Origin of the sequence: Mesorhizobium sp. M0991 (assembly GCF_040318915.1) — a bacterium.
Taxonomy (GTDB): Bacteria; Pseudomonadota; Alphaproteobacteria; order Rhizobiales; family Rhizobiaceae; genus Mesorhizobium.
Genome location: NZ_JAMYNE010000009.1, coordinates 117587 through 139676, shown reverse-complemented (window position 1 = coordinate 139676; position 22090 = coordinate 117587). Strand labels below are relative to the sequence as shown.

Sequence of the window (22090 nt, the reverse complement as noted above, 5' to 3'; positions counted from 1 at the left end):
CGGCGTCAATGCGCTTAGATCGATCGGCTGGATGCCGAAGGGCTCACGCGACATTTCCATCTCCCCTGGTTTGCCGTGTTGATCGGCAGCTACACCGGCGATTTACGGGAAAGGCATAATCAGCTAAAATGAATAATTAAGATCGTTATGTTCTCTAGGAGAGATGTATGGATTTGGCCGATCTGCGCATCTTCCGCACGGTGGTGCGCGAGGGCGGAATCACCAGGGCGGCGGAAAAACTGTTTCGCGTGCAGTCGAACGTGACCACTCGCATCCGGCAGCTCGAGGAGGATCTCGGCGTGCAGCTGTTTATCCGGGAGGGCAAGCGCCTGCACGTATCGCCGGCCGGTCACAAATTGGTCGGCTATGCGGATCGGCTGCTGGCGCTTGCGGAGGAGGCGCGAACGGCGATGCTCGATCCACGCCCGCGCGGCACGCTTCGCCTAGGTGCCATGGAGAGCACCGCTGCGGCACGGCTTCCAAGTCTGCTCGCCGATTATCACGCACGTTATCCCGAAGTGGAAATCCAGTTGCGCACCGGCAATCCGCAGGTTCTCGCGACCGCCATGCTTGCCGGCGAACTCGATGCAGCCTTCGCCGCCGAGCCGATCGCCGACGCTCCGTTCGAAAAGCAGTCAGCATTCCAGGAGCAGCTGGTCATTGTCTCGGCGGCATCGCGCGTTTCGATCGACGACCGCCTGGACATGCCAAAAACCATGATAGCCTTCGAGCACGGCTGCCCGCACCGCAAGCGGCTGGAACAATGGTATGCGCGCAGAGGGTTCATGGCCGAGAAAACCATCGAGCTTGGTTCATACCATGCCATCCTTGGTTGCGTGGTGGCTGGCATGGGCATAGCGCTGATGCCGAAAAGTGTCCTTTCGGGTTTCCCGGAGAGCCGCTGGTTAAAGCTGCACGAACTGCCCTCTGACGAAGACAATGCCGTCACGGTGTTGTTCTGGCGCAAGGGAGCCAGTTCTCCCAATGTCACGGCTTTGCAAGAACTGCTTGCGGAGCAAAGCCTGTCAACCGGGGTTGCGGCCGCGACTATTGCTTGAAGTCGTGCGGCAGCGGGGCGGTTGCTTTTTCCAGCCAGGCCAGCGTTTCGCCGTCGAGCATCGGTCCGATCTCGGCCAGTACGCGCGCGTGGTATTCGTCGAGCCAATGGAGCTCGTCACGAGTCAGCAGGTCCGACCGGACCAGCCGCTTGTCGATCGGCGCCAGCGTCAGCGTCTCGAAGCCGTGCATGGCGATGTCGCCGCCCTCGATTGCCTCGGCCGGCGTCACCAGGATCAAGTTCTCGATGCGGATACCGTAGGAACCTTCCTTGTAATAGCCGGGCTCATTGGAAACGATCATGCCGGCCAGCAGCTTTTCGGTTCCGGTCTTGGCGATACGCTGCGGGCCCTCATGCACGGCAAGATAGGAGCCGACACCGTGCCCGGTGCCATGGGCGAAGTCGCATCCGTGTCTCCACAGCGCCAGGCGGGCTATGGCATCGATTTCGGAGCCGCGCGTGCCCTGGGGGAAGCGCAGCATGGAGATGCCGATCATGCCCTTCAGCACCAGCGTGAAGCGCTCGCGCATCTCCTCGGTCGGCGTGCCAATCGGCACCGTGCGGGTGATGTCGGTGGTGCCATCCTGGTACTGCCCGCCGGAATCGAGCAGGAACAGCTCGCCATCCCCCAGCTTGCGATTGGTGGCGCGGGAGACGCGGTAGTGCATGATGGCGCCGTTAGGACCAGCGCCGGAGATGGTATCGAACGATACGTCGCGCAGCGGCATTTGCGTTTCTTCGCCGGTTTGACGGCGCGTCTCCTCAAGCCGGGTGACAACGGCAATTTCGTCGAGCGTGCCGGGCTTCTGGCGATCGAGCCAGCACAGCAGCTTGGCGACCGCGGCGCCGTCGCGGCGATGCGCGGCGCGTGCGCCGGCGATCTCAGCTTTGTTCTTTGTTGCGCGTGGAATGCGGGCCGGATCGGGCACGGCAATGACGGTGCCGCCATTGTCCTCGACCAGCATTCTGAGCTTGTCCTCCGCGAGAACCGGGTCCAGCGCGATTTTTGCGCCGCCCTTGGCCCGGGTGACGATCGCCGTTTGGAATTCACCTGGCTCGTGCAATTCGGCGAGCTGCGTCAGATAGGCCGCGACGGTGCGCGAAAACTTGCGCTGGTCCATGAAAAGCAGATGCGAGCCGTCGGCGGCCAGCACGGCAAAGCCGAGCGCCAGCGGTGTGTGCGGTACGTCGCCGCCACGAATGTCGAAGGCCCAGGCAATGGAGGAGGGGTCGGTCAGCACGGCATGGGTGGCGCCGTCCTTCTCGATGGCCGCCGCCAGCCGCACCAGCTTGTCTTTGGCCAGTTCGCCGGCAAAGCCGATCGGGTGGATCTCGACAGGCGCCAGTGGCGGCCCGGGCTGATCCTGCCAGATGGCGTCGATTGGATTTTGTTCGAGCGGCACCAGTATCGCGCCTGATTTCTCCGCCGAGGCTTTCAGCGCCTTGACGTCACTGATCGTATGCAGCCACGGATCGAAGCCCAACCGCACGCCCTTGCCGAGATTGTCCTTGATCCAGTTGGCCGGCGGGTTGTCGACAAGACTCTCGATCGAAAAGATGTCGAGATCGACTTCCTGGCGCACCTGCAGCGTATAGCGCCCGTCGACAAACATGACGGCGCGCTCGCCAAGCACAATGGCGACGCCGGCCGAGCCGCTGAAGCCGGTCAGCCATTTCAGCCGTGCCGAGCGGTCGGCGACATATTCGCCCTGGTGCTCGTCGGCGCGGGGCACGATGAAGCCATCCAACCCGTTCGCCGCCAACCATTGGCGCAGCATTGCCACGCGCGGCTTGCCAACGGCCGGATCGCCGGCGGAATCGAAGGTCTGGAACATGTCGGCTCTCCTCGAATGCTGGCGCGACCGTAGCGCATGACTTCGAAAATCGGAATCGATTTTCGGAACGATTATGCCTGGCTACTGGTGTCTTTTTGCGCATAGACGCCATGCAAAATCGGCGATTTCAAAAAGCGTCAGCAAGACTTACCTTCTTAACGTGGAGGAAAGTGTCTTGCTGCCTGCAAAGGAGACCATGATGTCCACGATTTCAGCCAGACGCGGATTTTTCAGAAACGCCATGAACGCGCTGATCGAAGCTCGCCAGCGCGAAGCGGGCCGGTATGTGAGCGGCGTTCTGCTTGGCTTTGACGACGAAACGCTGAAAGCTCACGGCTACGATCGCGAACAGCTGAAGAAAGCGGCGAACTCGCGCTAGGCTTGAGGAAATTCCGGCTTTGCTTGAAAGCGTCGCGCCTCAGCGCTTGAGGTGAATCGTCACCCAGCCCTCGCGGTGCAAGGTGCGGACGTGCCGGAATTTCTGGCCGACATAGGCTGCGATTACCGCGTCGCGCTGGCGCTCGAGGATGCCCGACAAAACGATCGAGCCACCGAGCGCGATATGTCCGGCCATTTGCGGCGCCAGACGCATCAGCGGCCGCGCCAATATATTGGCGACGATCAGGTCGAAGGGCGCACGCGCGGCAAAGATCGGATGATGAAAACCGGGCGCCGCCACCGTTTCGACGAGCCCCTTGACATGGTTCAGCCGCGCATTGGCGGCGGCCACCTTGACGGCGACCGGGTCGATGTCGGTCGCCAGCACCCGAATATGCGCGAGCTTGGCCACTGCGATGGCGAGCACCGCACTGCCGGTGCCAAGGTCGAGCGCGTTGCGCGGATGCTCGCGCCGTACGACCTTCTCCAGCATTTCGAGGCAGCCGGCGGTGGTGCCGTGGTGGCCGGTGCCGAAGGCAAGGCCGGCCTCGATCTCGATGGCGAGTTCGCCGCTGTGGCGCTTCCTGCGGTCATGCGCGCCATGGACGACGAAGCGCCCGGCCCGCACCGGCTTCAATCCCTCCAGCGAGCGCGCCACCCAGTCGATGTCGGGCAGCGCTTCGCGCGCTATCGGTTTCGACAATGACAGACCGGCAAGGATGTCCCTAAGCCGCGCCTCGACCGCATCGACGTCGTCGTCGGCATAGAGCGATACTTCGTGGATGTCGCGGTCCTCGTCGACCTCGAGCACCGCAATCGGCAGGCCTTCATCGTCGAACGCCGCACCGAGCGCCGCGAAGATGCGATCAGCCTCGATCTTGCCCGCGGTGAAATACAAACGCGTCTGCCTCATTATCGGATATGTCAACCTTCCGCCGCCAGCCGTTTGAGCTTGACGATGGCGGCGTCCGGGCTTTCGCCATAGGCAATGGTGCCGGCAAAATCGCCCTTGGCATTGAGCAGCAGCACCGAAGCGGTGTGGTCCATCGTGTAGTCGCCGTCGTTCGTGTCGACTTTCTTCCAGTAGATGCCGAAGGACTTGGCCATGGCGTGGACCTTGTCCGGATCGCCGGTGATGCCGAGGATGCGATCGGAGAAATTGCTGACATAGGTGTTCATGATTTCGGGCGTATCGCGCTCCGGGTCGACCGTAACGAAATAGGCACGCAGGTTCTTGCCGTCGTCGCCCATCGTCTTCAGCCAGCCGGCCAACTCGAAAAGCGTGGTCGGGCAGACTTCCGGACAATGGGTGAAGCCGAAGAAGACGACGCTGGGGTGGCCGCGAAAGGCGGCTTCGGTGACCGGCGCGCCCTTCTGGTCGACCAGCGTGAAAGGTGCTCCGAACGGCTCGCCGCCATAGTGTCCGCGGTACCAGTCGAAGGTGAGCCAGCCGATTCCGGCGGCCATCAGGACGAGAATACCGACCAGAATTGAACGCATCATCAGTGAAGTCCGTCGTTATTTCCATCGGGCGCCGGATTGGCGCCGTGAAGGCCCTGGCTCGGCGAACACTCTTAGCGGTTCGGTCGCGCCGACGCAAAGATGTCGCGTTGCCGCAACCGGCAAATGCTGTGGGAGGCGATCTGCTTGCAAAGCGCTGCCGTTCGTCCCACCTGAGGTCGGCAAAATTCGAACCCGCAGGAGGCCTCTTTGCGAAAACTGATTGGCGGCGCGTTGGCCGCATGCCTGGTCATTGGTGCCGGCTCGGCCGTCGCCGAGGAAGTCGGCAAGGTCGGCGTCGATTGGCTCGGCAACGATATCATCGTCGAGGCGATCAAGGATCCGAAGGTCGAGGGCGTGACCTGCCACGTCTCCTATTTCGACCGTGGCGTGATCGACCGCCTGCAGAAAGGCAACTGGTTCGAGGACCCGTCCGATTCTTCGATCTCCTGCCGCCAGACCGGACCGATCACCATTGGCGACATTGACATGAGCGAGGCCGGCGAAGAGGTGTTCAAGCAAGGCATCAGCCTGATCTGGAAAAAGCAGGTGGTGAACCGCATCTACGACAAGGCCAACGAGACGCTGATCTACCTGTCGCATTCGCGCCAGGTGCAGGATGGCTCGGCAAAAATGTCGGTCACCACCGTGCCGCTCTACGGCCAGAACGTGGTGTGGACCAGCGGCAAGCCGAAATAAAGACTTAAGGTGCTACAGGGTCCTTGGCGCGTCCAAACGGATGCGCGGCGCTGCACTCGGCTTGCGAGACTATGCGCGCGGGCGTAAAGCGCGCGCATGGACCGTCCCGAACACCTTGTCCTGAAAGATCCCGAGCCGCGCATCCATCCGACGGCGGAGCTGAAGGCGTGCAAGCTTGGACGCTACGCGTCGATCGGCGAGCGGGTCATCTTACGTGAAGTCATGGTTGGGGACTTCTCCTACTTCGAGCGCCACGCCGAGGCGATCTATACGACGATCGGCAAATTCTGCTCGATTGCCGCCAACAGCCGCATCAATGCGCTGGAGCATCCGGTCGAGCGGCTGACGCAGCACAAGATCAGCTATCGGCCTAACGAGTACTTCCGCTGGCTGGGTGTCGATCAGCTATTCCGGGACCGGCGACGGGCGAAAGCCGTCAGCATCGGCCATGATGTCTGGATCGGCCATGGCGCCGTGATCATGCCTGGCATAGTGATCGGCAATGGCGCGATCGTCGGTGCCAACGCGGTGGTGACGCGCGACGTGCCGGCCTATGCAATCGTCGCCGGCGTTCCGGCCAGGCCAGTGCGGCAGCGCTTCAGCGCGGAAACTGCAGCCCGGATCGAACGTCTCGCCTGGTGGGACTGGCCGGTCGAGAAACTGGCCAGAGCAGTTCCCGACATGCAGGCCTTGCCCATCGAGGCTTTCCTCGACCGCTGGGAAAACGACGCCGCCTGATCGTTGCGAGCGCGGCGCGTGCGCGGTTTGACCGTGAATTCCTCCTCGCAGGGAACTCGAAGCAGCTGCCGATTGTTTCTCCCTGCCATGATCGAAAAGCTGTTCACCAGGATCGCCAACTATATCGCCCATCTTGCCGGTCTGCCGCCGACGTTTGCCGTCTGTTTCCTGATCATTGTGGTCTGGGCGGCAAGCGGTCCGGTCTTCGGCTTTTCCGACACGTGGCAGCTCGTCATCAATACCGGCACCACGATCGTCACCTTCCTGATGGTGTTTCTCATCCAGAACACCCAGAACCGCGACAGTGCAGCGATCCAGGCCAAGCTCGACGAGTTGATCCGCGTCAGCAAAGCCAAGAATACCTTTATCGGCATCGAACACCTGACCGAATCCGAAGTCGAGGAAATCCGCGCGAAATGTGAACGTGCGGCGAAGCGGCACGACGAACAGATCGCCGACATGGCCGCAGCAAAAGCCGTGGCTAAGAAGCGCAACGCTAAGAAGCACACGGCGGCGTGAGCGAGCTTGTTGTTAGGCTTCCCAACAGAGCCTACGCGAACGGCCGCGGGATCATTTCATGAATGCTGCAAAGGCTTCCTTGTAGTCCGGGTGCCAGCGCGACAGAGCGGGGCGGTTCTCGATGATGTCGCCAATCGCCCAGGCCATGCGCTTTTCGTCCATCGACCGGGTCGCCTCGTTATCGGGACACAGGATGTAGAAATCGCCGCGCCGCAGCGAGGCCAGCATGAAGTCGATGACCTGCTCGCCCGTCCAGGCGCCGGCCGGCTTTTCGGTCGCACCTTCGGTCAGGCCGGTAAAGGTAAACCCGGGGATGAGCAAATGCGCCGCGACATTGGCGCCGGGCTCGTTGCGCAGCGCGTGTGCAAGGCCCTCGGTATAGGTCTTCACGCCAGCCTTGGAGACGTTGTAGGCGAGGTTGCCGGGCGGCGTGGTGATGCCTTGCTTGGAGCCGGTGTTGACGATCAGGCCAGGTTTTCCCGCCGCCAGCATGCGCGGCGCGAAGGCCTCGACGCCATGGACGACGCCCCAGAAATTGATGTCCAGCAGCCGCTTCCAGGCCTCGCGGTTCTCCCAGGGCTTGCCGGGGTTGTTGCCGACGCCGGCATTGTTCATCAGAAGCGAGACGTCGCCGAAGGCGCCGAATGTCCTTTCGGCCAGACGGTCGAGCTCGTCGGCTTTCGAGACGTCAGTGGCAACGGCAAGCACGGCACTGTCGCCGGCGATGGCGGCGACCGCGTGTCGGGCCTCATCGAGGCGTGCGCCGCCGATGTCGGCCAGCACGATCTTCATGCCCATCGCCGCCAGCCGTTTGGCCGCGGCGAGGCCGATACCGCTGGCCGCGCCGGTGATGACGGCGACATTACCGGAGGCAAGTGCGGGCAGGGCGGTCTGGATCTCGGCGTCGGTGGTCATGATTTTCTCCTGTTCTGGCCGCGGCGAACTTAGCGCGGAACGAGGCTCGCGCAAGCCGATGCCGCCATCTTCGGGTTGACCGCGTCGGCGGGCGCTGCGCATGCTGATATCGAAAAAGGAGACTGACGATTGACCGACTGGATCGAGATCCTGAAAGAACAGACCGCAACCGGCGACCAGATGAGCCGCGAAGTGCCGCAAATGCTTGCCAATCCCGACATCAGCGAAGCGCAAGTGAAAACGCTGTTTTCGGCGCTCGAAAAACAGGCGGAGTTCGTCGAAAAGCTGCGTATGGCGCTGGAAAAGTTCGGCCACGATTTTTCAGTGATCAAGGCGGCCGAGCGGCTGGAGGAGCGCTACGCCGACCTAGCCGCTTCGGTAGCGGAAAAGCTGAAGGAAATGCGAGGCTAGAGCCTGTTCCATCCCGATAAAACTCGGGATCGGGCTCTATCTTCTCGTTTGACCATGATCTTTCCGAAACCGGCATCCACTTTTCGCTGACGCGGTCCTTCGGTTCGGGATCATGATCTGTCTATTTCTCGATTAGCCGCTCGAAGCGCCTGTCCGGCACTAACCAGATCAGCGCCACGAGAACGTAGATCGAGACACCGATCCAGTGATTGACGAAGGTCAGTGCGACGCCGGCGATATAGAGGGCTAGCGAGATCTTTCCCTTGAGGTCATTGCCCAACGCCCTGGCGAAAAGGGTCTCGCTGCCGTGCAGCCGATGCAGGGCCATGGTGAGGATGTTGAAGCCGACGGCGCAGAGCGCCAGGCCGATGCCATAGACGGCGACAGGCACCGGCGCGAAATGGTTCTCGCCCATGAAGGCTGTCGTCGCCGGCATCAGCGACAGCCAGAACAACAGGTTGAGGTTCGCCCACAGCACGCGGCCGTCGACCCGCTGCACGGCATGGAACATGTTGTGCAAATTGTTCCAGTAGATGCCGACATAGATGAAGGACAGCACATAGCTGAGGAATATCGGCCAGAGCGGTGTCAGCGCGGAAAAATCCTCGCCATGCGGCACCTTCAATTCCAGCACCATGATGGTGATGATGATGGCGACCACGCCATCGGTGAATGCCTCGACCCGTCCTTTGCCCATGAATCTCCCCTGACAATCGGCTGAAGTTAAAAGAGGATCTCGCTCAGCGCCATCGGCAAAGCTGCCAAACTTGTCAGGAGCAAGTCGGGGAGGGGGAACGGCTGACGCGAAACAGGCGTTAGGGTGTCAGATCCCGAACAGCAAAAGGTCCGAAAAATGACCGCTCACGCTCAAGTCATGACGCGCGATCACGAACTCGGCGGCCGCGCTGCAGCGGCCGCCGTGGCCGCCATGATCGCGGCTCTTTTCGCCGGCAGCACGGCGCTGACGCCGCTTTACATCATCTACAAGCAGGTCTTCGGCTTCTCGCAGATCACTTTGACGCTGGTCTACGCCGTCTATGTCATCGGCAATCTGGCGGCGCTGCTGATGTTGGGGCGTGTGTCCGATGTCATCGGGCGCCGTCCAATGGCATTGGCCGGGATGGCGGTGGCCGTCGTCAGCGCGGTGGTGTTCCTGTTCGCCGAAAATGTCGCCTGGCTGGACATCGCCCGAATTCTGAGCGGATTAGGAATCGGGGTCGGCGCGGGTACCGGCACCGCATGGCTCGCTGAATTGCTGTCGACCGACGACAAGTCACAGGCGGCGACGATTGCCACCAGCACCAATTTCCTCGGCCTCGGCCTTGGTGCGCTGGGGGCCGGGTTGCTCGCCGAATATGCGCCTTGGCCGCTCAGGCTGACATTCGTCGTCTACCTGGCGATGCTCGCGACTGTAACCCTGCTGGTCTGGCGCACGCGGGAAACCGTTTCGCGGCCGGGGAAACTGGCTGACGTTTCGATGCGGCCGCGGCTTTCCGTGCCCAATGACATCCGCGCAAGTCTCGTTGCGCCGGCGGTGACCGGCTTTGGCGCAATGGCGCTGGTCGGCTTTTATGCAGCACTCGCACCGAGCATTTTGGCGCAGCAGCTGCACGTAATCAACCATGCCGAAGCCGGCGCTCTGTTCTTTGAATTGGCGATCGTGACGGCCGTCACCATTGTAGCGACGGCACGTCTTTCGAGCCGAGCCGCGATGTTCGCGGCGCTTGCGCTGATCCCAACCGTCGCGCTGATTGTTGCGGCGCAGGTCTTCGCATCGATGGCCATAATGATTGCCGGGACCGCCTTGTGCGGCGTGGCCGCAGCGCTCGGCTATCGCGGCGGCTTGCAAGTGGTGAACGAGATAGCGCCTGCGGACCGGCGCGCCGAAGTGGTCTCCGCCTTCTTCATCTGCTGTTTTTGCGGCAACGCGCTGCCGGTGATCGGCATCGGCATCCTGTCGACCGTGGCGAGCGCGACCGTGGCGAGCCTGGCCTTTGCCGGGATGATCGTCACATTTTCCCTGGTGGCGCTCTGGTTTGGCGCGAAATACGCGCGCTGAGCCGGCCTTTCAGCCGTTCGGCGTCTCGGGCGACAGGTGCGCGCGCTGGCGCGGTACGCCGAGGCCGGTATCCGGCGGTTCGCCGGCAGCCGGCCGGCTCTCGATCATGTGCAGGCTGCGCCAGCGGCCGAAGCGATAATAGGCCGCGGCCAGCGCGAGCGAGGTTATAGAGCCGGCCGGAAAGCTCCACCACAGCGCTTCCTCGCCGATCACGCTTCGCAAGAAATAGGCGAAGCTGGTGCGCACCAGCAGCACCGAGATCACCAGGATGATCAGCGGCGGCATCACCGCACCGGTGGCACGCACGGTGGCGAAGAGCACGATGGTGATGCCGAACAGGGTGAAGGACCACGACGCGATCTTGTTGATGTGAGTGGCGATGTCGATCGCTGCACTGTCGCTGCCGAGGAAGAGGCTGAGCACCGCGCGATCGAACACGAACAGCAGCGCGACAAGAACGCCGGTAAGCAGAAGGTTGAAGCCGACGCCGGAGGCGGCGATGCGGCCGATCCGGTCCCAGCGCCCGGCGCCGACATTTTGCGCCGCCATGGACGAGACCGCGGCGCCGATGGCGAGCGCCGGCATCTGGATATAGGTCCAGAGCTGTGCGGCTATGCCGTAGGCAGCCGCGACCTGCGAGCCGTACGAGTTGACCATGCCCATCACCGTCAGCGCCGCGGCCGAAACGACGATCATCTGCAGGCCCATCGGCACGCCCTTGAAGACGACAATGCGCAGCAGCGCCGGGTCCGGCCGCAGCAGAGCAAGATTGGCGCCGGCCAGCCGCAGCGGGTGCTTGCGTGCATAAAGCACGATCAGGATGGCAACCACGCTTGCCGTCTGGCCGATCAGCGTTGAGGCGGCCGAGCCGGCGATGCCGAGTTCGGGGAACGGGCCGATGCCGAGGATGAGCAACGGGTTCAAAACGACGTCGAGCACGACGGCCAGCGCCATAAAAAGGAAAGGCGTCCGCGAATCGCCGGCGCCGCGCAGCACCGTCATGACGAAGGAGAGCAGGTTCATCATCGGCACGGCCAGGAAGATGATGCGCAGATAGGAGCGCGCCAGCGGCAAAGCATCGGCCGGCGTGCCGAGCGCATCGAGGATCGCATCGACCCAGATCCAGCCGCAGACCGCGAACACCACCGAGACGAGGAAGAAGAAGGTGGCGCTGGTGCCGACGATGCGCCGGGCTTCGGGCAGGTCACGAGCGCCGACGGATTGCGCCACCAGGATGGTCGCCGCCATGCCGATGCCGAACACCGTGCCGAGGATGAGAAACAGCACGAGGTTTGCATTGGACGTAGCGGTCAGCGCCGCTTCACCGAGGAAACGACCGACCCACACGGCATTTATCGAGCCGTTGAGCGACTGCAGCACATTGGAGCCGAGCACCGGCAGGGCAAACAGCAAAAGGGTACGCGGGATAGGCCCACTGGTGAGGTCGCCGGTCCGCCGGCGCGGGGGCATGTTGTCGTCCATGGCAGGCAACTCGGCGAAGGCTTGTCTGAGTCCGCAATGATTGCCGATTTAACGGGAGAGGTCGATGCGGCGTCGCAAATTCCGCCCGGCGTGCCTTGATCTAAGCATTTCTCAAATCTTCCGGAATCGTATATTGATCCCCACGCGTGGGGCCGCATTTTCCTGGATCTCATGGGTAAGCCGGGGGGCTCATGTCCGATATTCCGTTGTTTTTTGAGCGCCTGAACCGGCGCGCGTTTCTTGGTGCATCCGCTCTGGGCGCGGCCTCCGTGGCTCTTTCGTCCTGCACCACGACGGACGTGGCGGCGCCGCCGGTGACAGCGGCGCCGAGCGAGCCGGCTCTCGGCGATGCGGCAAGCATGTATGCGGCGCGCGTCGACGAGGGCTATCAACTGCCGGCAATCCCGGTGGCCAAGGTCGATCCGAAATTCGTGCGTCAAATCGTGTCCGACCCGACCGGAGAAAAACCCGGCACGATCGTCGTCGATACGTCCGAGCACTTCCTCTATCTGGTGCGCGACGGCGGCAAGGCAATTCGCTATGGCGTCAGCCTCGGCAAGGCCGGTTTCGGATGGACCGGCAGCGCCGTGGTTCAGGCGAGGAAAAAGTGGCCGGTCTGGACGCCGCCGCCGGAAATGATCCAGCGCAGGCCGGAACTGGCGAAATACAAGGACGGCATGCCGCCCGGCCCGCAGAGCCCGCTTGGCGCGCGCGCGCTGTATCTCTTCCGCGACGGCAAGGACACAATGTACCGGCTGCACGGCACGCCGGAGTGGGATTCCATTGGGAAGAACGCTTCCTCCGGCTGTGTGCGCTTTATGAATCAGGACATTATCGACCTCTACAGCCGCGTCGACGGCGTCGTGCCGGTCTTCGTGCGCCCGAACCTGTCGGCTGCCGGGAAGATCGCCGCCGTGTCGAACAGGACGGCCGACCCGATCGATGCCGGCGTGCCAAAGGACGCGGAGATGTTGAGGTAAGTGCCTTCGACGGGATCCTCAGTCGCAGGTTTGCGACGCCTAGGACACCGTCCTTGCGCGGGCGAGCCGCAACTGAAGGGCACGACCTTCAATCGCGCCAGCTTAGGCGGACGCGTTCGGCGCGTCCGCCTGTATGGGTCCGCTACTTCCCGGCGAGGCCGGGAATCGTGACCTGATAAACCAGGAACATGGTGTCGACATCGGCGCCATCCTCGGCCTTGTAGGGCGCGCCTACCTGGAAACCGTCCTGGGTGAGGAAGTCGTTGTCATTGGCGACGAACAGGAAATAGTCGTCGGGCAGCTTTGGGTCGAGGACGCTCACCACCGACATCGCCTCCCATTTCTCCGAAAGGTTGTTGCGGTCATTGGGCGCGCCATTGTGCAGCCCGAAGCGGCCGAACTCGGTCTTGTCGTTGATGTCAATGAACGGCGTCAGCTTGGCCGGCGTCACCGAGGTATCGAGCTCACCTTTGGGCGCAACCGGCTTGTCCTTGTCGAACTCGGTGCCGGTGATGTCGGTTGCCGCCGACACATCGAGGACGCTGATCTCGCGATGGAGCGAGGTGTCGCCCTTCACCCCCTGGCCGTTGCCGCTGTCGCGCGCCAGCATCAGGAAGGTCTTGTCCGACAGAGCCACGATTTCGCTCTGCGCGGCAATCTTGGTCTTGCCCTTGGCATCGGTGAACACCGGCAGCGGCACGACATATTCATGCGCAAGCTTGAGTTGGGCCGGATCCGAGGCATCGTAGACCAGCGCGCGCGTGTTCTGGCGCGTCGAAGCGGAATCGCCACCATCTTGTCTGGGTGCCGACTGCAGCACGGCGATCAGGAACTTGCCGTCCGGCGTCAGTGCCATGCCTTCGAGGCCCTGGTTGTTCTGGCGGCCGGTTTCGGGATCCTTCGGATCTGGGTCTGCCGCGCCAGGTCCCGGATTGTCGGACGCGAAGTTCGGCGTCCCGTGACGCATCGGGACAAGCGCCGCCGGCGGCTGCGTTGCCGACATCAGACGCCCATCGGCGGAGAAGCGGTAGATGTTCGGACCGTATTCGTCCGAGATGAACATCGTGCCGTCGGGCAGCCGCACGATCGCCTCGTTGTCGAGCGCAAGCTTGCCGTTGGCTTCGGGCAGGATCGGCATGTCGTCGGTCGCGGCGCGCACGCCGTTGAGCGGATCGAGGCCGGTTGCGTCGGCGCCCTTGTCGTCGGTCAAAAGCATGGTGTCGGCTAAGGTTGCCTTGAGGCCGGACTGTTCCTGGCCGGTGGCCGGTGCCGCACCCGGCGCGATCGGGACGAACTCGAGAGCGATCGTGTTGAGGCGCGGACGGTAATCGGTGGTGCCGACGACATTGTAGCCGCGATCCGGCAGCAGCCACAGCGAGCCCTTATAGCCGTCGGGGCCATGCGTCCAGCCGGCAGCGTCGATCGCCATGCCCGAGCCGGAGCCAAACGTCTCGCCGAACTTGTCCTTCTGGCTGGCCGGGATGCGGCCGACACCGACTAGGCCCTTGTTGACGAAGCTGACGCCGCCGACGGTCGCGGCGTCTTCAGCCGAGGCCGAGGTCAAGGCGGTGAACATCGCCAGCGCGACGGCGAGGGACGCGTTTCGGTGCAGGTTTTTCATGGAAATCCTCTTTGTGACAAAGCTGCCGGGACATGAAAAAGCGCCGCGTCGCATCAAGGATGCCGCGAAAGCCTTCGGAGAAGCGATCTAGGACGCGAACATGATACTTGCGTGACAGTGCCGCGTTTGCTTGTCCCCCCGTGGTCGCAACTGGCCTGGGTATGGCGAATTCGTCGCCGCCGAGCGAGCAATTAACAACTTTACAAATAATCATTCTTATGTAAAGTCATGACAATGAAAGGTCCCCGATGACTGCCTATCGTTTCGCCACCCGCCTCAATTCCTTTGCCTCGGGGCCACAGTCCGAGTGGCCCGATCTTGTCGGCAAACCGTCTATGCTGCAAATGGCGGCACGTGCGGCGAAGGTTGCGGAGTTGACCGATCTCGACCTCAACTTCCCCGACCATGTCGATGAAAAGCCTGCGGATATGGCGCGCAAACTCGGCGATTTCGGGCTTTCCATCAATGGCTTCGCCATGCGCTACTACTCTAACCCGGCTTTCAAGCTCGGCGCCTTCACCAATCCGGATCCTTCCGTTCGCCGCGAGGCTATCGACCTGACCAAGGCTGGCATCGACGCCGCGCGCGAGGCCGGCGCCAGCCTGATGACATTGTGGTTGGGGCAGGATGGCTTCGACTACGCCTTCCAGGCTGACTACGCAACACTTTGGCAACACGAAATCGATGGTATTCGTGAAGTAGCGGCGCATGATCCGGGCTGTCAGATCAGCCTTGAATACAAACCCAACGAGCCGCGCTCCTACAGTCTGATGCCCGATGCGGCGACGACGTTGCTGGCCATCCGCGAGATCGGCCTGCCCAATCTCGGCGTGACGCTCGATTTCGCCCATGTGCTCTACGCCGACGAGCAGCCGGCTTTCGCCGCCGCCCTCGTGGCACGGCATAGCAAGCTGCTCGGCGTGCATCTCAACGACGGCTACGCCAAGCGCGACGACGGCTTGATGGTCGGGGCCGTGCATACGCTGCAGACGATTGAGTTGCTCAGGCAGATCCGCCGCGACGGCTACGCCGGCGCCATCTACTTCGACACGTTCCCCGACATGACCGGGCTCGACCCGGTCCACGAATGCGAAGTCAACATCGCGACTGTGAAGCGCATGCTGCGCGTCGTCGATCGGCTGGACGGGGACAATCGCCTGTCGACTGCCGTCGACCGTCAGGACGCGGTCGCGTCGCAGGCCATCATCCAGGAAGCCATGCTCGGGCCGGACAGCTGAGGCCGGGGCCATCACCGTTTTCAACAAGGGAGGAAGACCATGAAATTTCTGTTTGCCACCGCCACCGCTGCCCTGATGGCGCTGTCCATAGGCTCGGCGTTTTCCGCAGACCTCGCGCCGCTCAATTCCGACACCGAGAAGGATCGCATCGACTGGTCGCAGCTCGAGGCCAAGTTCGGGGCCTTCCCCAAGCTGCCCGAGGGCACCAAGGCGGGTGCGGTCTCCAAGACGCTGACCAACGAATACTGGCGCTCTCTGGGTGAGGGCTACAAGTCGTTCGGCGACCGCATCGGCGTGCCGGTCGTGTATCAGGCGGCGCAGAGCGAGGGCGACCAGCTCGGCCAGCTCACCATCGCCGAAGGCCTGGTTACGCAAGGCTACAACGTGCTGCTCGTTTCGCCGCAGACCGACTCCAACCTGCAGCCGATCATGGAACAGGCCAAGGCCGCCAACGTGCCGGTGGTCAACGTCAATGACGCGGTCATCCCGCAGGCCGAGTACTATGTCGGCAATGTCCAGCGCGACAATGGCGTGCGCGTCGCCAAATGGTTCATCAAGAACCGGCCGGATGGGGGCAAGGTCGCCATCGTCGAAGGCCAGGCCGGCGTCTACGCCGCCGTCCAGCGCACCGACGGCTTCAAGACCACCATCACTGAAGCCGGCAAGTTCGACGTCGTCGCCAGCGTCCCCGGCAACTGGGATCGTCAGACCTCCTACGACGCGGCCACCAACATCCTGCAGCAGCATCCCGACCTGATCGGTTTCTATGCCAACAATGACGGCATGGCGCTGGGCATCGTCGAGGCGGTCAAGGCAGCCGGTCTGCAAGACAAGGTGGCCGTCTTCGGCACCGACGGGATTTCCGATGCCTACGCCTCGATCCGCGCCGGCGAGCTGACCGGTACCGTCGACTCGTTCCCGGTGCTGACCGGCGAGGTGGCGCTGGAATCGGCGCTGCGGCTGGTGGCCGGGCAGAAACTGCCGCGCGTCGTCGCCACGCCGCAGGCGCTGATCACCAAGGACAATGCCGACCGTTACTCCGGCGGTGGCGATTCCGTGCGCAAGGCGCTGCTCGAGGACGCGGCAGCGGGCCAATAGAGCAGGGGCGGCGGGTGCCGGCCTTGGGTCGGCACCCTTGCCTGGAGAACTGAAGCAATGTCAGCGCGGTTGCAATTCGAGGGCATTTCCAAGGTGTTTCCGGCCGTGCGGGCGCTGAGCGATGTGTCCTTTTCGGTCGGCGCCGGCGAAATCCATGGCCTGCTTGGCGAAAACGGTGCCGGCAAGTCGACGCTGCTGCGCATACTGTCAGGCGTCTACCGGCCGACAGCGGGAAGCGTTTTCATCGACGGCAAACCGGTGACGTTGAACAACCCGGTCGCGGCGCGCGCCGCCGGCGTCGCGATGATCCATCAGGAATTACAGCAGGTGCCGCGCCTCAGCGTCGCCCAGAACATGTTTCTCGGCCATCCGCTGACGCGGGGCGGCGTCTTCGTCGCACGGCGCGAGCAGGAGCGCCGCGCTGCGGAAGCCCTGGCCGCCATCGACCCGACCATCGATCCGGCAGCGCCGCTCGGCAGCCTGAAGGTCGCGCAGCGGCAGATCGTCGAGATCGCCCGGGCGCTGCTCGATCGTGCGCGCATCGTGGCGATGGACGAGCCGACATCGAGCCTGACGCCGAGCGAGTTCGAACGGCTGGCCGAAGTCATTGCCGGCCTGGCCCGCGACGGTGTCGCGGTCGTCTATGTCTCGCACAAGCTGGACGAGGTGTTCGGTATCTGCCAACGCGCCACCATCATGCGCGACGGCGTCGTGGTCGGGTCCGTCGATCTTGCGCAGGTGTCGGAAAAGGCCGTCGTTTCGATGATGGTCGGCCGCGAGCTTGCCCAGGAACAGCACCGCTCGCATACGTCCAGTGATGTCAGGTTGAGCGTTCGCGGCCTCGCCTCGGCGACCAAGGTCCGTGACGTCTCGTTCGAGCTGCATCGCGGCGAGGTGCTGGGCATTGCCGGCCTGGTCGGCTCGGGCCGCACCGAACTGCTGCGGCTGCTGGCTGGCGCCGACCGCGCCTCATCAGGCGCGGTTGAAATCGACGGCGCGGCGGTAAAGCTTTCCAGTCCGCGCGACGCGATTGCGGCCGGCATCGGCCTGGTGCCGGAGGAGCGCAAGCGCGAAGGCATCGTGCCGTTGCGGTCGATCTCCAGCAACATGGCGCTGGCCTCGATGGGCGTGTTCGCGCCGCGCGTCCTCATCGACCATCGCCGGCTGAAGCGCGTGGCAGCCGAGAAGATGAAACGCGTCAATCTCAGGCCGTTCCTGCTCGACCGGCCGATCCGCCTGTTCAGCGGCGGCAACCAGCAGAAGGCGATCATCGGCCGCTGGCTGGCGGCGGGAACGCGGATCCTTCTGTTCGACGAGCCGACGCGCGGCATCGATGTCGGGGCCAAGGCGGAGATCTACCACCTGATCGAGGAGCTTGCCGCCGAAGGCCATTCGGTAATCGTCGTGTCGTCCGAACTCCCCGAGGTGATCCGGCTCGCCGACCGCGTGCTGGTCATGCGCGACGGCACGGTCGCCGCCGAACTGGGCCGCGCAAGTCTCAGCGAACACGCGATCGCCGCGCACGCCATACCCCAAACGGAGATTGAGGCCGGCAAGGCTCAAGGCCATCGGGCCGGTGCATAACGGACAGGACCAGCGGATGACCGATATAACCGAACACACAGCAGCGCGCCCGAGGGCAGATTTCCTGCACCGGTTTTCAGTGCGCGACGCCGGCACGCTGATCGGCCTGGTGGTGATCCTTGCCGTGTTCGGGGCGCTGGTCCCCGGCTTTTTTGCCGAGCGTAACCTGATCAACATCCTGCAGCAGTCGAGCATCAATGCCTGCCTGGCGTTGGGCATGACGCTGGTCATCATTTCGGGCGGCATCGACCTGTCCGTCGGGCCGACGGCAGCTCTTTCCGCCGTCATCTCGGCCTCGATGCTGGTGGCCGGCGTGCCGTTTCCGCTGGCCATCGCCGCTGGCTTCGCCATCGGCCTTGCCTGCGGCCTGCTCAACGGTGTGCTGGTCGCCTATGTCGGGCTGCAGCCTTTCATCGTCACGCTCGGCACGCTGAGCACCTACCGGGCGCTGGCGCTGATTTACACCGGCGGCAATCCGGTGCTCGGCCTGCCCGCCGGCTTTCGCGCCATCTTCAACGGCTCGCTGTTCGGATTGCCGTTGGCGGTCATCATCGTGGCCGTGGTCGCGCTGATTGCCTGGATCATCCTCAAAAAGACGCCTTTCGGCGAATATCTGCTCGCCGTCGGCGGCAATGAGGAGGCGGCCTACATAGCCGGCGTGCCGATCGCACGCACCAAGATCGCCGCCTATATGATCTCGGGCCTGCTGGCAGCGCTTGCAGCGCAGATCCTGATCGGCCGGCTGGGTGCGGCCGAACCCATTCTGGGCAATCTCTGGGAGCTCGACGCCATAGCAGCGGCGGCAATCGGCGGCGCCTCGCTAATGGGCGGCAAGGGCAGCGTCGTCGGCACCATCCTGGGTGCCGTCATCCTTGGCAGCATGCGCAACGGCCTGACGCTGATGAACGTGCAGTCCTTCTATCAGCTCTTGGCAACTGGCCTTATAATCCTCGCCGCGATGCTTATCGATCGCGTGACGAGGGGACGTGGATGACCTTGACCGGGCTGGACCTGAAAGCAGTAGGACCGCGCATCCGCATGATGATGCCGCATCTGACGCCGCTCGAGGCGAAGGTGGTTGAAACCGTCTTCGGACGGCGCGGCTTCGACGAGACCATACCGCTCAAGCAGATCGCCGAGGAGGCCGGTGTGTCGGAGGCGATGGTGGTCAAGATCGCCAAGAAGCTGGGTTTTTCCGGCTATCGCGACTTTCGCACGGCGGTCTATGAATACAGCCGCCTGCCAACTGCCGAGATGCATCAGGAGCTGTCGGTGGACGACAGTTCAGCCGAGATCGTGCAGAAGGTGTTCCGCACGTCCATCCAGGCGCTGGAGGAGACGCTGGCCATTCTCGACATGGACGATTTCGACCGTGCCGCCGATCTGCTTTACCGCGCCAGGAATCGCGATTTCTACGGCGTCGGCGGCTCGGCGCAGATCGCACGCGACGTTTCGCACAAATTCCTGCGCATCGGCATCCGCACTTCTGTCTATGACGATTCGCACATGATGCTAATGTCGGCCTCGCTGCTCGGCGCCGACGACATTGCTGTCGGCTTCTCGCATTCCGGCAACACGAGCGCCGTCATCGATGCCATCCAACTTGCGCGCAAAAGCGGCGCGCGCACGCTGGCCATCACCAACTACGACAACTCGCCATTGGCAGCCGTCGCCGACATCGTGCTCTGCTCGACCGCGCAAGGCTCGCCGTTGATGGGTGAGAACGCGGCGGCGCGCATTGCCCAGCTCAACATTCTCGACGCGCTGTTCGTCGCGGTCGCGCAACGCGACTACCAGGCGGCGGAGCGCAATCTCGGCCGCACCATGTCTGCGGTGACGTCGAAACGGAAAGACAAGAACTCATGAAAGGCAAGCGGCTCGTGAAAGTCAGGGGCACATGACGGCTTCCCCGCCGCTGGTGACCGTGTTCGGCAGCCTGCATTACGACATCATGGTCGAAGCCCTCGATCGCCCACGCAAGGGCGAAACGGTGACCGGACATGCCTGGCATCCAAAATGCGGCGGCAAGGGCGGCAACCAGGCGGTGTCGGCAGCGCGGGCCGGCGTGCGTGCGGCAATGATCGGAGCTGTCGGCGACGACGATTTCGGCCGCGCGCTTCTCGACAATCTCGACCGCAACGACGTTGACCGGCGCTTCGTGCGGGTCGCTTCCGCTGCCGGCTCGGGCATGAGCGTGGCGATTTTCGACGACAGCGGCGACTATGGCGCGGTGATCGTCTCGGGCAGCAATCTCACTCTCGGCGAAAAGGACATTACGGAGGCGGCCGAGCTGATCGCGCAAACGGCGGTTCTGCTGCTGCAAAACGAGATACCGGAAGCCGGCAACATTGCCGCGGCGCGGACGGTGAAGGCGCATGGCGGCCGCGTCGTCCTCAACGCGGCGCCGGCGCGAAAGCTGACAGCCGAACTGATCGCGCTGACCGACATCGTCATCGTCAACGCCGTCGAGGCGGAGTTCCTGGCCGGCGTTTCGGTCGTCGACACACTCGAGGGTGCTGCGAAGGCGGCCGGCATGCTCGTCGGTTTCTATCCGGCTGCGATTGTCACCGCCGGCGGCGAGGGCGTTGCCTATTGCGACCGCGACGGCCACGCATTCGCCTTGCCGTCGATGCCGGTGAAGGTGGTCAGCACGCACGGCGCCGGTGATGAATTCGTCGGCGCCTTCGCGGCGGCGCTTGCGCTTGGGCAGCCTGTCGAGGCAGCGCTTGCCGCCGCCAATGCCGCCGCTTCCTTGCTGGTCGCAACGCCGGAGCGCGAGCGCGGCCGGCTTGATCGACCTCAGCCTGCTCAGTGACCGCCGCGATTCAATCGCTGTCCCGCGCGATCAGTTCCAGCGGCCAGACTTCACGGATGATGCGGGCGCCTTCGGTGCCGGCGAAGGCCGGGATCGATGCCAGCAGCATTTCGGCCAGCCGCTCGCCCATCGGCTCCAGCGCCGGGCGAAAGCCGGTCAGCGCCGGCGAAAAATAGCGGCAGAGCGGGGTGTCGACGATGACGATCACCGCGATGTCGTGGCCGGGCCGGATGCCCGTCTCGGCCAGAGCCTTGCAGCCGCCAAGCGCCATCGCATCATTGTTGAAGATGATGGCGGTCGGCGGGTCCTTGGAGCGCATGACCTTCGGCGTCACCGCGTAGCCGCCGGCCTCGTTGATGAAGCCGTCGGCGATCAGCTCGGGGTCGAATTCGATGCCGTGCCGCCGCAACGCCTTGCGATAGCCGGCTAGGAACAAATAGCCGAAATTGAGGTCGAGCGACGGGCGGATGGCGGCGATGCGACGGTGGCCGCGCGCGACGAGACGATCGACCGCGTCAGCCCCCGCTTTTTCGAAGTCGAGGTCGAGCGAGGGGTAGGCATCGCCGCCGGAGCGGCTGCGGCCGAGCGTCGCGAACGGGAAGCCGGCCTGGGTCAAATAGTCGATGCGCTCGTCCTCGCGCCGCGTCCAGGCCAGCACAACCGCATCGGCCCGCCGGGTCTCGACGACACGGCGCAGGCGCTCCTGCTGATAGTCGCCCGGCGCGCCCATCACCACGATCAGGTCGAGCCCGCTTTCGGCGAGCTTGGCCTGCAGCCCGGTCAGGAACGGAATGAAGAACGGCTCGCCATATTCCTGGTCGCCCGGATGAGGCTGCAGCATGAAGGCGATCGAATGGGTGGCGCCGCGCCGCAGGCTGCGGCCCGACTGGTTCGGCGAATAATTCAGCTTCTTGGCCGCATCGAGCACGCGCTGGCGTGTGTCGGCATTGACGTCGGCACGACCGTTGAGCGCGCGCGACACCGTGCCGATCGAAATGTTCAGGTGACGCGCAAGGTCGTGAATACTGGACGCCAAAGGACAGTTCTCCCCCTTGCTTGGCTAGCACCGGCGGCTCTTCGGGCCAAGGCGGCAGGACGATTTTTCGCACCGGCTAATTGACATTCTACGCCATCGGGTGTGTTCTCGTAAACGTTTACGGA

At 63.5% G+C, this 22090-nt stretch carries 22 protein-coding genes; 14 read left to right on the top strand and 8 right to left on the bottom strand.

Going from position 1 to position 22090, the window contains the following annotated elements:
* Positions 1-167 precede the first annotated feature (167 nt).
* Positions 168-1058 carry a LysR family transcriptional regulator gene (locus NKH70_RS15800; protein WP_352912765.1) on the top strand — a complete coding sequence of 297 codons (891 nt, stop codon included), beginning with the start codon at positions 168-170 and terminating at the stop codon, positions 1056-1058.
* On the opposite strand, the gene NKH70_RS15795 is transcribed toward NKH70_RS15800, so the two are convergent.
* Positions 1048-2892: an aminopeptidase P family protein gene (locus NKH70_RS15795; protein WP_353025603.1), complete on the bottom strand. Its 1845-nt coding sequence runs from the start codon at positions 2890-2892 to the stop codon at positions 1048-1050. The genes NKH70_RS15800 and NKH70_RS15795 overlap by 11 nt on opposite strands.
* Positions 2893-2965: 73 nt before the next feature.
* Here NKH70_RS15795 and NKH70_RS15790 point away from each other — a divergent pair, with 73 nt between their 5' ends.
* Positions 2966-3271 (top strand): hypothetical protein, encoded by a 306-nt coding sequence (locus NKH70_RS15790; RefSeq protein ID WP_352978542.1) that lies wholly within the window; start codon positions 2966-2968, stop codon positions 3269-3271.
* A 39-nt stretch (positions 3272-3310) separates the two neighbouring features.
* On the opposite strand, the gene NKH70_RS15785 is transcribed toward NKH70_RS15790, so the two are convergent.
* Together NKH70_RS15785 and NKH70_RS15780 are read right to left on the bottom strand one after the other, a co-directional pair.
* On the bottom strand, positions 3311-4183 hold the full coding sequence (locus NKH70_RS15785; RefSeq protein WP_353025602.1) for a 50S ribosomal protein L11 methyltransferase: 873 nt from the start codon (positions 4181-4183) through the stop codon (positions 3311-3313).
* A gap of 11 nt (positions 4184-4194) precedes the next feature.
* Positions 4195-4773, bottom strand: a complete 579-nt coding sequence (locus NKH70_RS15780) for an SCO family protein (RefSeq protein ID WP_352912769.1) — start codon at positions 4771-4773, stop codon at positions 4195-4197.
* A gap of 207 nt (positions 4774-4980) precedes the next feature.
* Between NKH70_RS15780 and NKH70_RS15775 the strand changes: the two genes are divergently transcribed.
* The 3 genes from NKH70_RS15775 (at position 4981) to NKH70_RS15765 (ending at position 6726) form a co-directional block, all read left to right on the top strand.
* On the top strand, positions 4981-5469 hold the full coding sequence (locus tag NKH70_RS15775) for a CreA family protein (protein ID WP_352912770.1): 489 nt from the start codon (positions 4981-4983) through the stop codon (positions 5467-5469).
* Between the two features lie 96 nt (positions 5470-5565).
* Entirely contained in the window at positions 5566-6207 is a 642-nt protein-coding gene (locus NKH70_RS15770; protein ID WP_352978544.1) for a DapH/DapD/GlmU-related protein, read from the top strand.
* Positions 6208-6294: 87 nt separating this feature from the next.
* Positions 6295-6726 (top strand): low affinity iron permease family protein, encoded by a 432-nt coding sequence (locus tag NKH70_RS15765; RefSeq protein ID WP_352912839.1) that lies wholly within the window; start codon positions 6295-6297, stop codon positions 6724-6726.
* A 51-nt stretch (positions 6727-6777) separates the two neighbouring features.
* On the opposite strand, the gene NKH70_RS15760 is transcribed toward NKH70_RS15765, so the two are convergent.
* Entirely contained in the window at positions 6778-7641 is an 864-nt protein-coding gene (locus NKH70_RS15760) for an SDR family NAD(P)-dependent oxidoreductase (RefSeq protein ID WP_352912772.1), read from the bottom strand.
* 129 nt (positions 7642-7770) lie between these two features.
* On the opposite strand from NKH70_RS15760, the gene NKH70_RS15755 reads away from it, so the two are divergent.
* Positions 7771-8052, top strand: a complete 282-nt coding sequence (locus NKH70_RS15755) for a hypothetical protein (RefSeq protein WP_023721174.1) — start codon at positions 7771-7773, stop codon at positions 8050-8052.
* A 121-nt stretch (positions 8053-8173) separates the two neighbouring features.
* Here NKH70_RS15755 and NKH70_RS15750 read toward each other — a convergent pair whose 3' ends face one another.
* Positions 8174-8749 carry a TMEM175 family protein gene (locus NKH70_RS15750; protein WP_352912773.1) on the bottom strand — a complete coding sequence of 192 codons (576 nt, stop codon included), beginning with the start codon at positions 8747-8749 and terminating at the stop codon, positions 8174-8176.
* Positions 8750-8905: 156 nt separating this feature from the next.
* On the opposite strand from NKH70_RS15750, the gene NKH70_RS15745 reads away from it, so the two are divergent.
* On the top strand, positions 8906-10111 hold the full coding sequence (locus tag NKH70_RS15745) for an MFS transporter (RefSeq protein WP_352912774.1): 1206 nt from the start codon (positions 8906-8908) through the stop codon (positions 10109-10111).
* Between the two features lie 9 nt (positions 10112-10120).
* Here NKH70_RS15745 and NKH70_RS15740 read toward each other — a convergent pair whose 3' ends face one another.
* Positions 10121-11593 carry an MATE family efflux transporter gene (locus NKH70_RS15740; RefSeq protein WP_352912775.1) on the bottom strand — a complete coding sequence of 491 codons (1473 nt, stop codon included), beginning with the start codon at positions 11591-11593 and terminating at the stop codon, positions 10121-10123.
* Between the two features lie 191 nt (positions 11594-11784).
* Between NKH70_RS15740 and NKH70_RS15735 the strand changes: the two genes are divergently transcribed.
* Entirely contained in the window at positions 11785-12573 is a 789-nt protein-coding gene (locus tag NKH70_RS15735) for a L,D-transpeptidase (RefSeq protein WP_352719012.1), read from the top strand.
* A gap of 142 nt (positions 12574-12715) precedes the next feature.
* Here NKH70_RS15735 and NKH70_RS15730 read toward each other — a convergent pair whose 3' ends face one another.
* Complete coding sequence (locus NKH70_RS15730; RefSeq protein ID WP_352978546.1) at positions 12716-14194, bottom strand: esterase-like activity of phytase family protein; 1479 nt, start codon at positions 14192-14194, stop codon at positions 12716-12718.
* A gap of 248 nt (positions 14195-14442) precedes the next feature.
* Between NKH70_RS15730 and NKH70_RS15725 the strand changes: the two genes are divergently transcribed.
* From NKH70_RS15725 to NKH70_RS15700, 6 genes are read left to right on the top strand one after another with little or no spacing between them, the layout of a single operon-like run.
* Positions 14443-15432, top strand: a complete 990-nt coding sequence (locus NKH70_RS15725; RefSeq protein WP_352719010.1) for a TIM barrel protein — start codon at positions 14443-14445, stop codon at positions 15430-15432.
* Between the two features lie 39 nt (positions 15433-15471).
* The gene (locus tag NKH70_RS15720) at positions 15472-16530 is read left to right on the top strand and encodes a sugar ABC transporter substrate-binding protein (protein WP_352719009.1); all 1059 of its coding nucleotides are present in this window, start codon (positions 15472-15474) and stop codon (positions 16528-16530) included.
* Between the two features lie 57 nt (positions 16531-16587).
* Positions 16588-18114: a sugar ABC transporter ATP-binding protein gene (locus tag NKH70_RS15715; RefSeq protein WP_353025599.1), complete on the top strand. Its 1527-nt coding sequence runs from the start codon at positions 16588-16590 to the stop codon at positions 18112-18114.
* Positions 18115-18130: 16 nt separating this feature from the next.
* Positions 18131-19108: an ABC transporter permease gene (locus NKH70_RS15710; protein ID WP_352719007.1), complete on the top strand. Its 978-nt coding sequence runs from the start codon at positions 18131-18133 to the stop codon at positions 19106-19108.
* Complete coding sequence (locus NKH70_RS15705) at positions 19105-19980, top strand: MurR/RpiR family transcriptional regulator (protein WP_023721163.1); 876 nt, start codon at positions 19105-19107, stop codon at positions 19978-19980. Before NKH70_RS15710 ends, NKH70_RS15705 begins: the two co-directional genes overlap by 4 nt.
* Before the next feature lie 31 nt (positions 19981-20011).
* Positions 20012-20929, top strand: coding sequence for a ribokinase (locus NKH70_RS15700; RefSeq protein WP_352912779.1), 918 nt, complete (start codon positions 20012-20014; stop codon positions 20927-20929).
* A gap of 10 nt (positions 20930-20939) precedes the next feature.
* Here the strand turns inward: NKH70_RS15700 and NKH70_RS15695 are convergent, their stop codons facing one another.
* Entirely contained in the window at positions 20940-21965 is a 1026-nt protein-coding gene (locus tag NKH70_RS15695) for a LacI family DNA-binding transcriptional regulator (RefSeq protein WP_352912780.1), read from the bottom strand.
* Between the last annotated feature and the right edge of the window lie 125 nt (positions 21966-22090).

Bases quoted from the DNA above. Each gene is read 5' to 3' on its own strand.
- NKH70_RS15800 (WP_352912765.1), top strand. From the start codon at position 168: ATGGATTTGGCCGATCTGCGCATCTTCCGCACGGTGGTGCGCGAGGGC.
- NKH70_RS15795 (WP_353025603.1), bottom strand. From the start codon at position 2,892: ATGTTCCAGACCTTCGATTCCGCCGGCGATCCGGCCGTTGGCAAGCCG.
- NKH70_RS15790 (WP_352978542.1), top strand. From the start codon at position 2,966: ATGCCTGGCTACTGGTGTCTTTTTGCGCATAGACGCCATGCAAAATCG.
- NKH70_RS15785 (WP_353025602.1), bottom strand. From the start codon at position 4,183: ATGAGGCAGACGCGTTTGTATTTCACCGCGGGCAAGATCGAGGCTGAT.
- NKH70_RS15780 (WP_352912769.1), bottom strand. From the start codon at position 4,773: ATGATGCGTTCAATTCTGGTCGGTATTCTCGTCCTGATGGCCGCCGGA.
- NKH70_RS15770 (WP_352978544.1), top strand. From the start codon at position 5,566: ATGGACCGTCCCGAACACCTTGTCCTGAAAGATCCCGAGCCGCGCATC.
- NKH70_RS15765 (WP_352912839.1), top strand. From the start codon at position 6,295: ATGATCGAAAAGCTGTTCACCAGGATCGCCAACTATATCGCCCATCTT.
- NKH70_RS15760 (WP_352912772.1), bottom strand. From the start codon at position 7,641: ATGACCACCGACGCCGAGATCCAGACCGCCCTGCCCGCACTTGCCTCC.
- NKH70_RS15750 (WP_352912773.1), bottom strand. From the start codon at position 8,749: ATGGGCAAAGGACGGGTCGAGGCATTCACCGATGGCGTGGTCGCCATC.
- NKH70_RS15745 (WP_352912774.1), top strand. From the start codon at position 8,906: ATGACCGCTCACGCTCAAGTCATGACGCGCGATCACGAACTCGGCGGC.
- NKH70_RS15740 (WP_352912775.1), bottom strand. From the start codon at position 11,593: ATGGACGACAACATGCCCCCGCGCCGGCGGACCGGCGACCTCACCAGT.
- NKH70_RS15735 (WP_352719012.1), top strand. From the start codon at position 11,785: ATGTCCGATATTCCGTTGTTTTTTGAGCGCCTGAACCGGCGCGCGTTT.
- NKH70_RS15730 (WP_352978546.1), bottom strand. From the start codon at position 14,194: ATGAAAAACCTGCACCGAAACGCGTCCCTCGCCGTCGCGCTGGCGATG.
- NKH70_RS15725 (WP_352719010.1), top strand. From the start codon at position 14,443: ATGACTGCCTATCGTTTCGCCACCCGCCTCAATTCCTTTGCCTCGGGG.
- NKH70_RS15720 (WP_352719009.1), top strand. From the start codon at position 15,472: ATGAAATTTCTGTTTGCCACCGCCACCGCTGCCCTGATGGCGCTGTCC.
- NKH70_RS15715 (WP_353025599.1), top strand. From the start codon at position 16,588: ATGTCAGCGCGGTTGCAATTCGAGGGCATTTCCAAGGTGTTTCCGGCC.
- NKH70_RS15710 (WP_352719007.1), top strand. From the start codon at position 18,131: ATGACCGATATAACCGAACACACAGCAGCGCGCCCGAGGGCAGATTTC.
- NKH70_RS15705 (WP_023721163.1), top strand. From the start codon at position 19,105: ATGACCTTGACCGGGCTGGACCTGAAAGCAGTAGGACCGCGCATCCGC.
- NKH70_RS15700 (WP_352912779.1), top strand. From the start codon at position 20,012: ATGACGGCTTCCCCGCCGCTGGTGACCGTGTTCGGCAGCCTGCATTAC.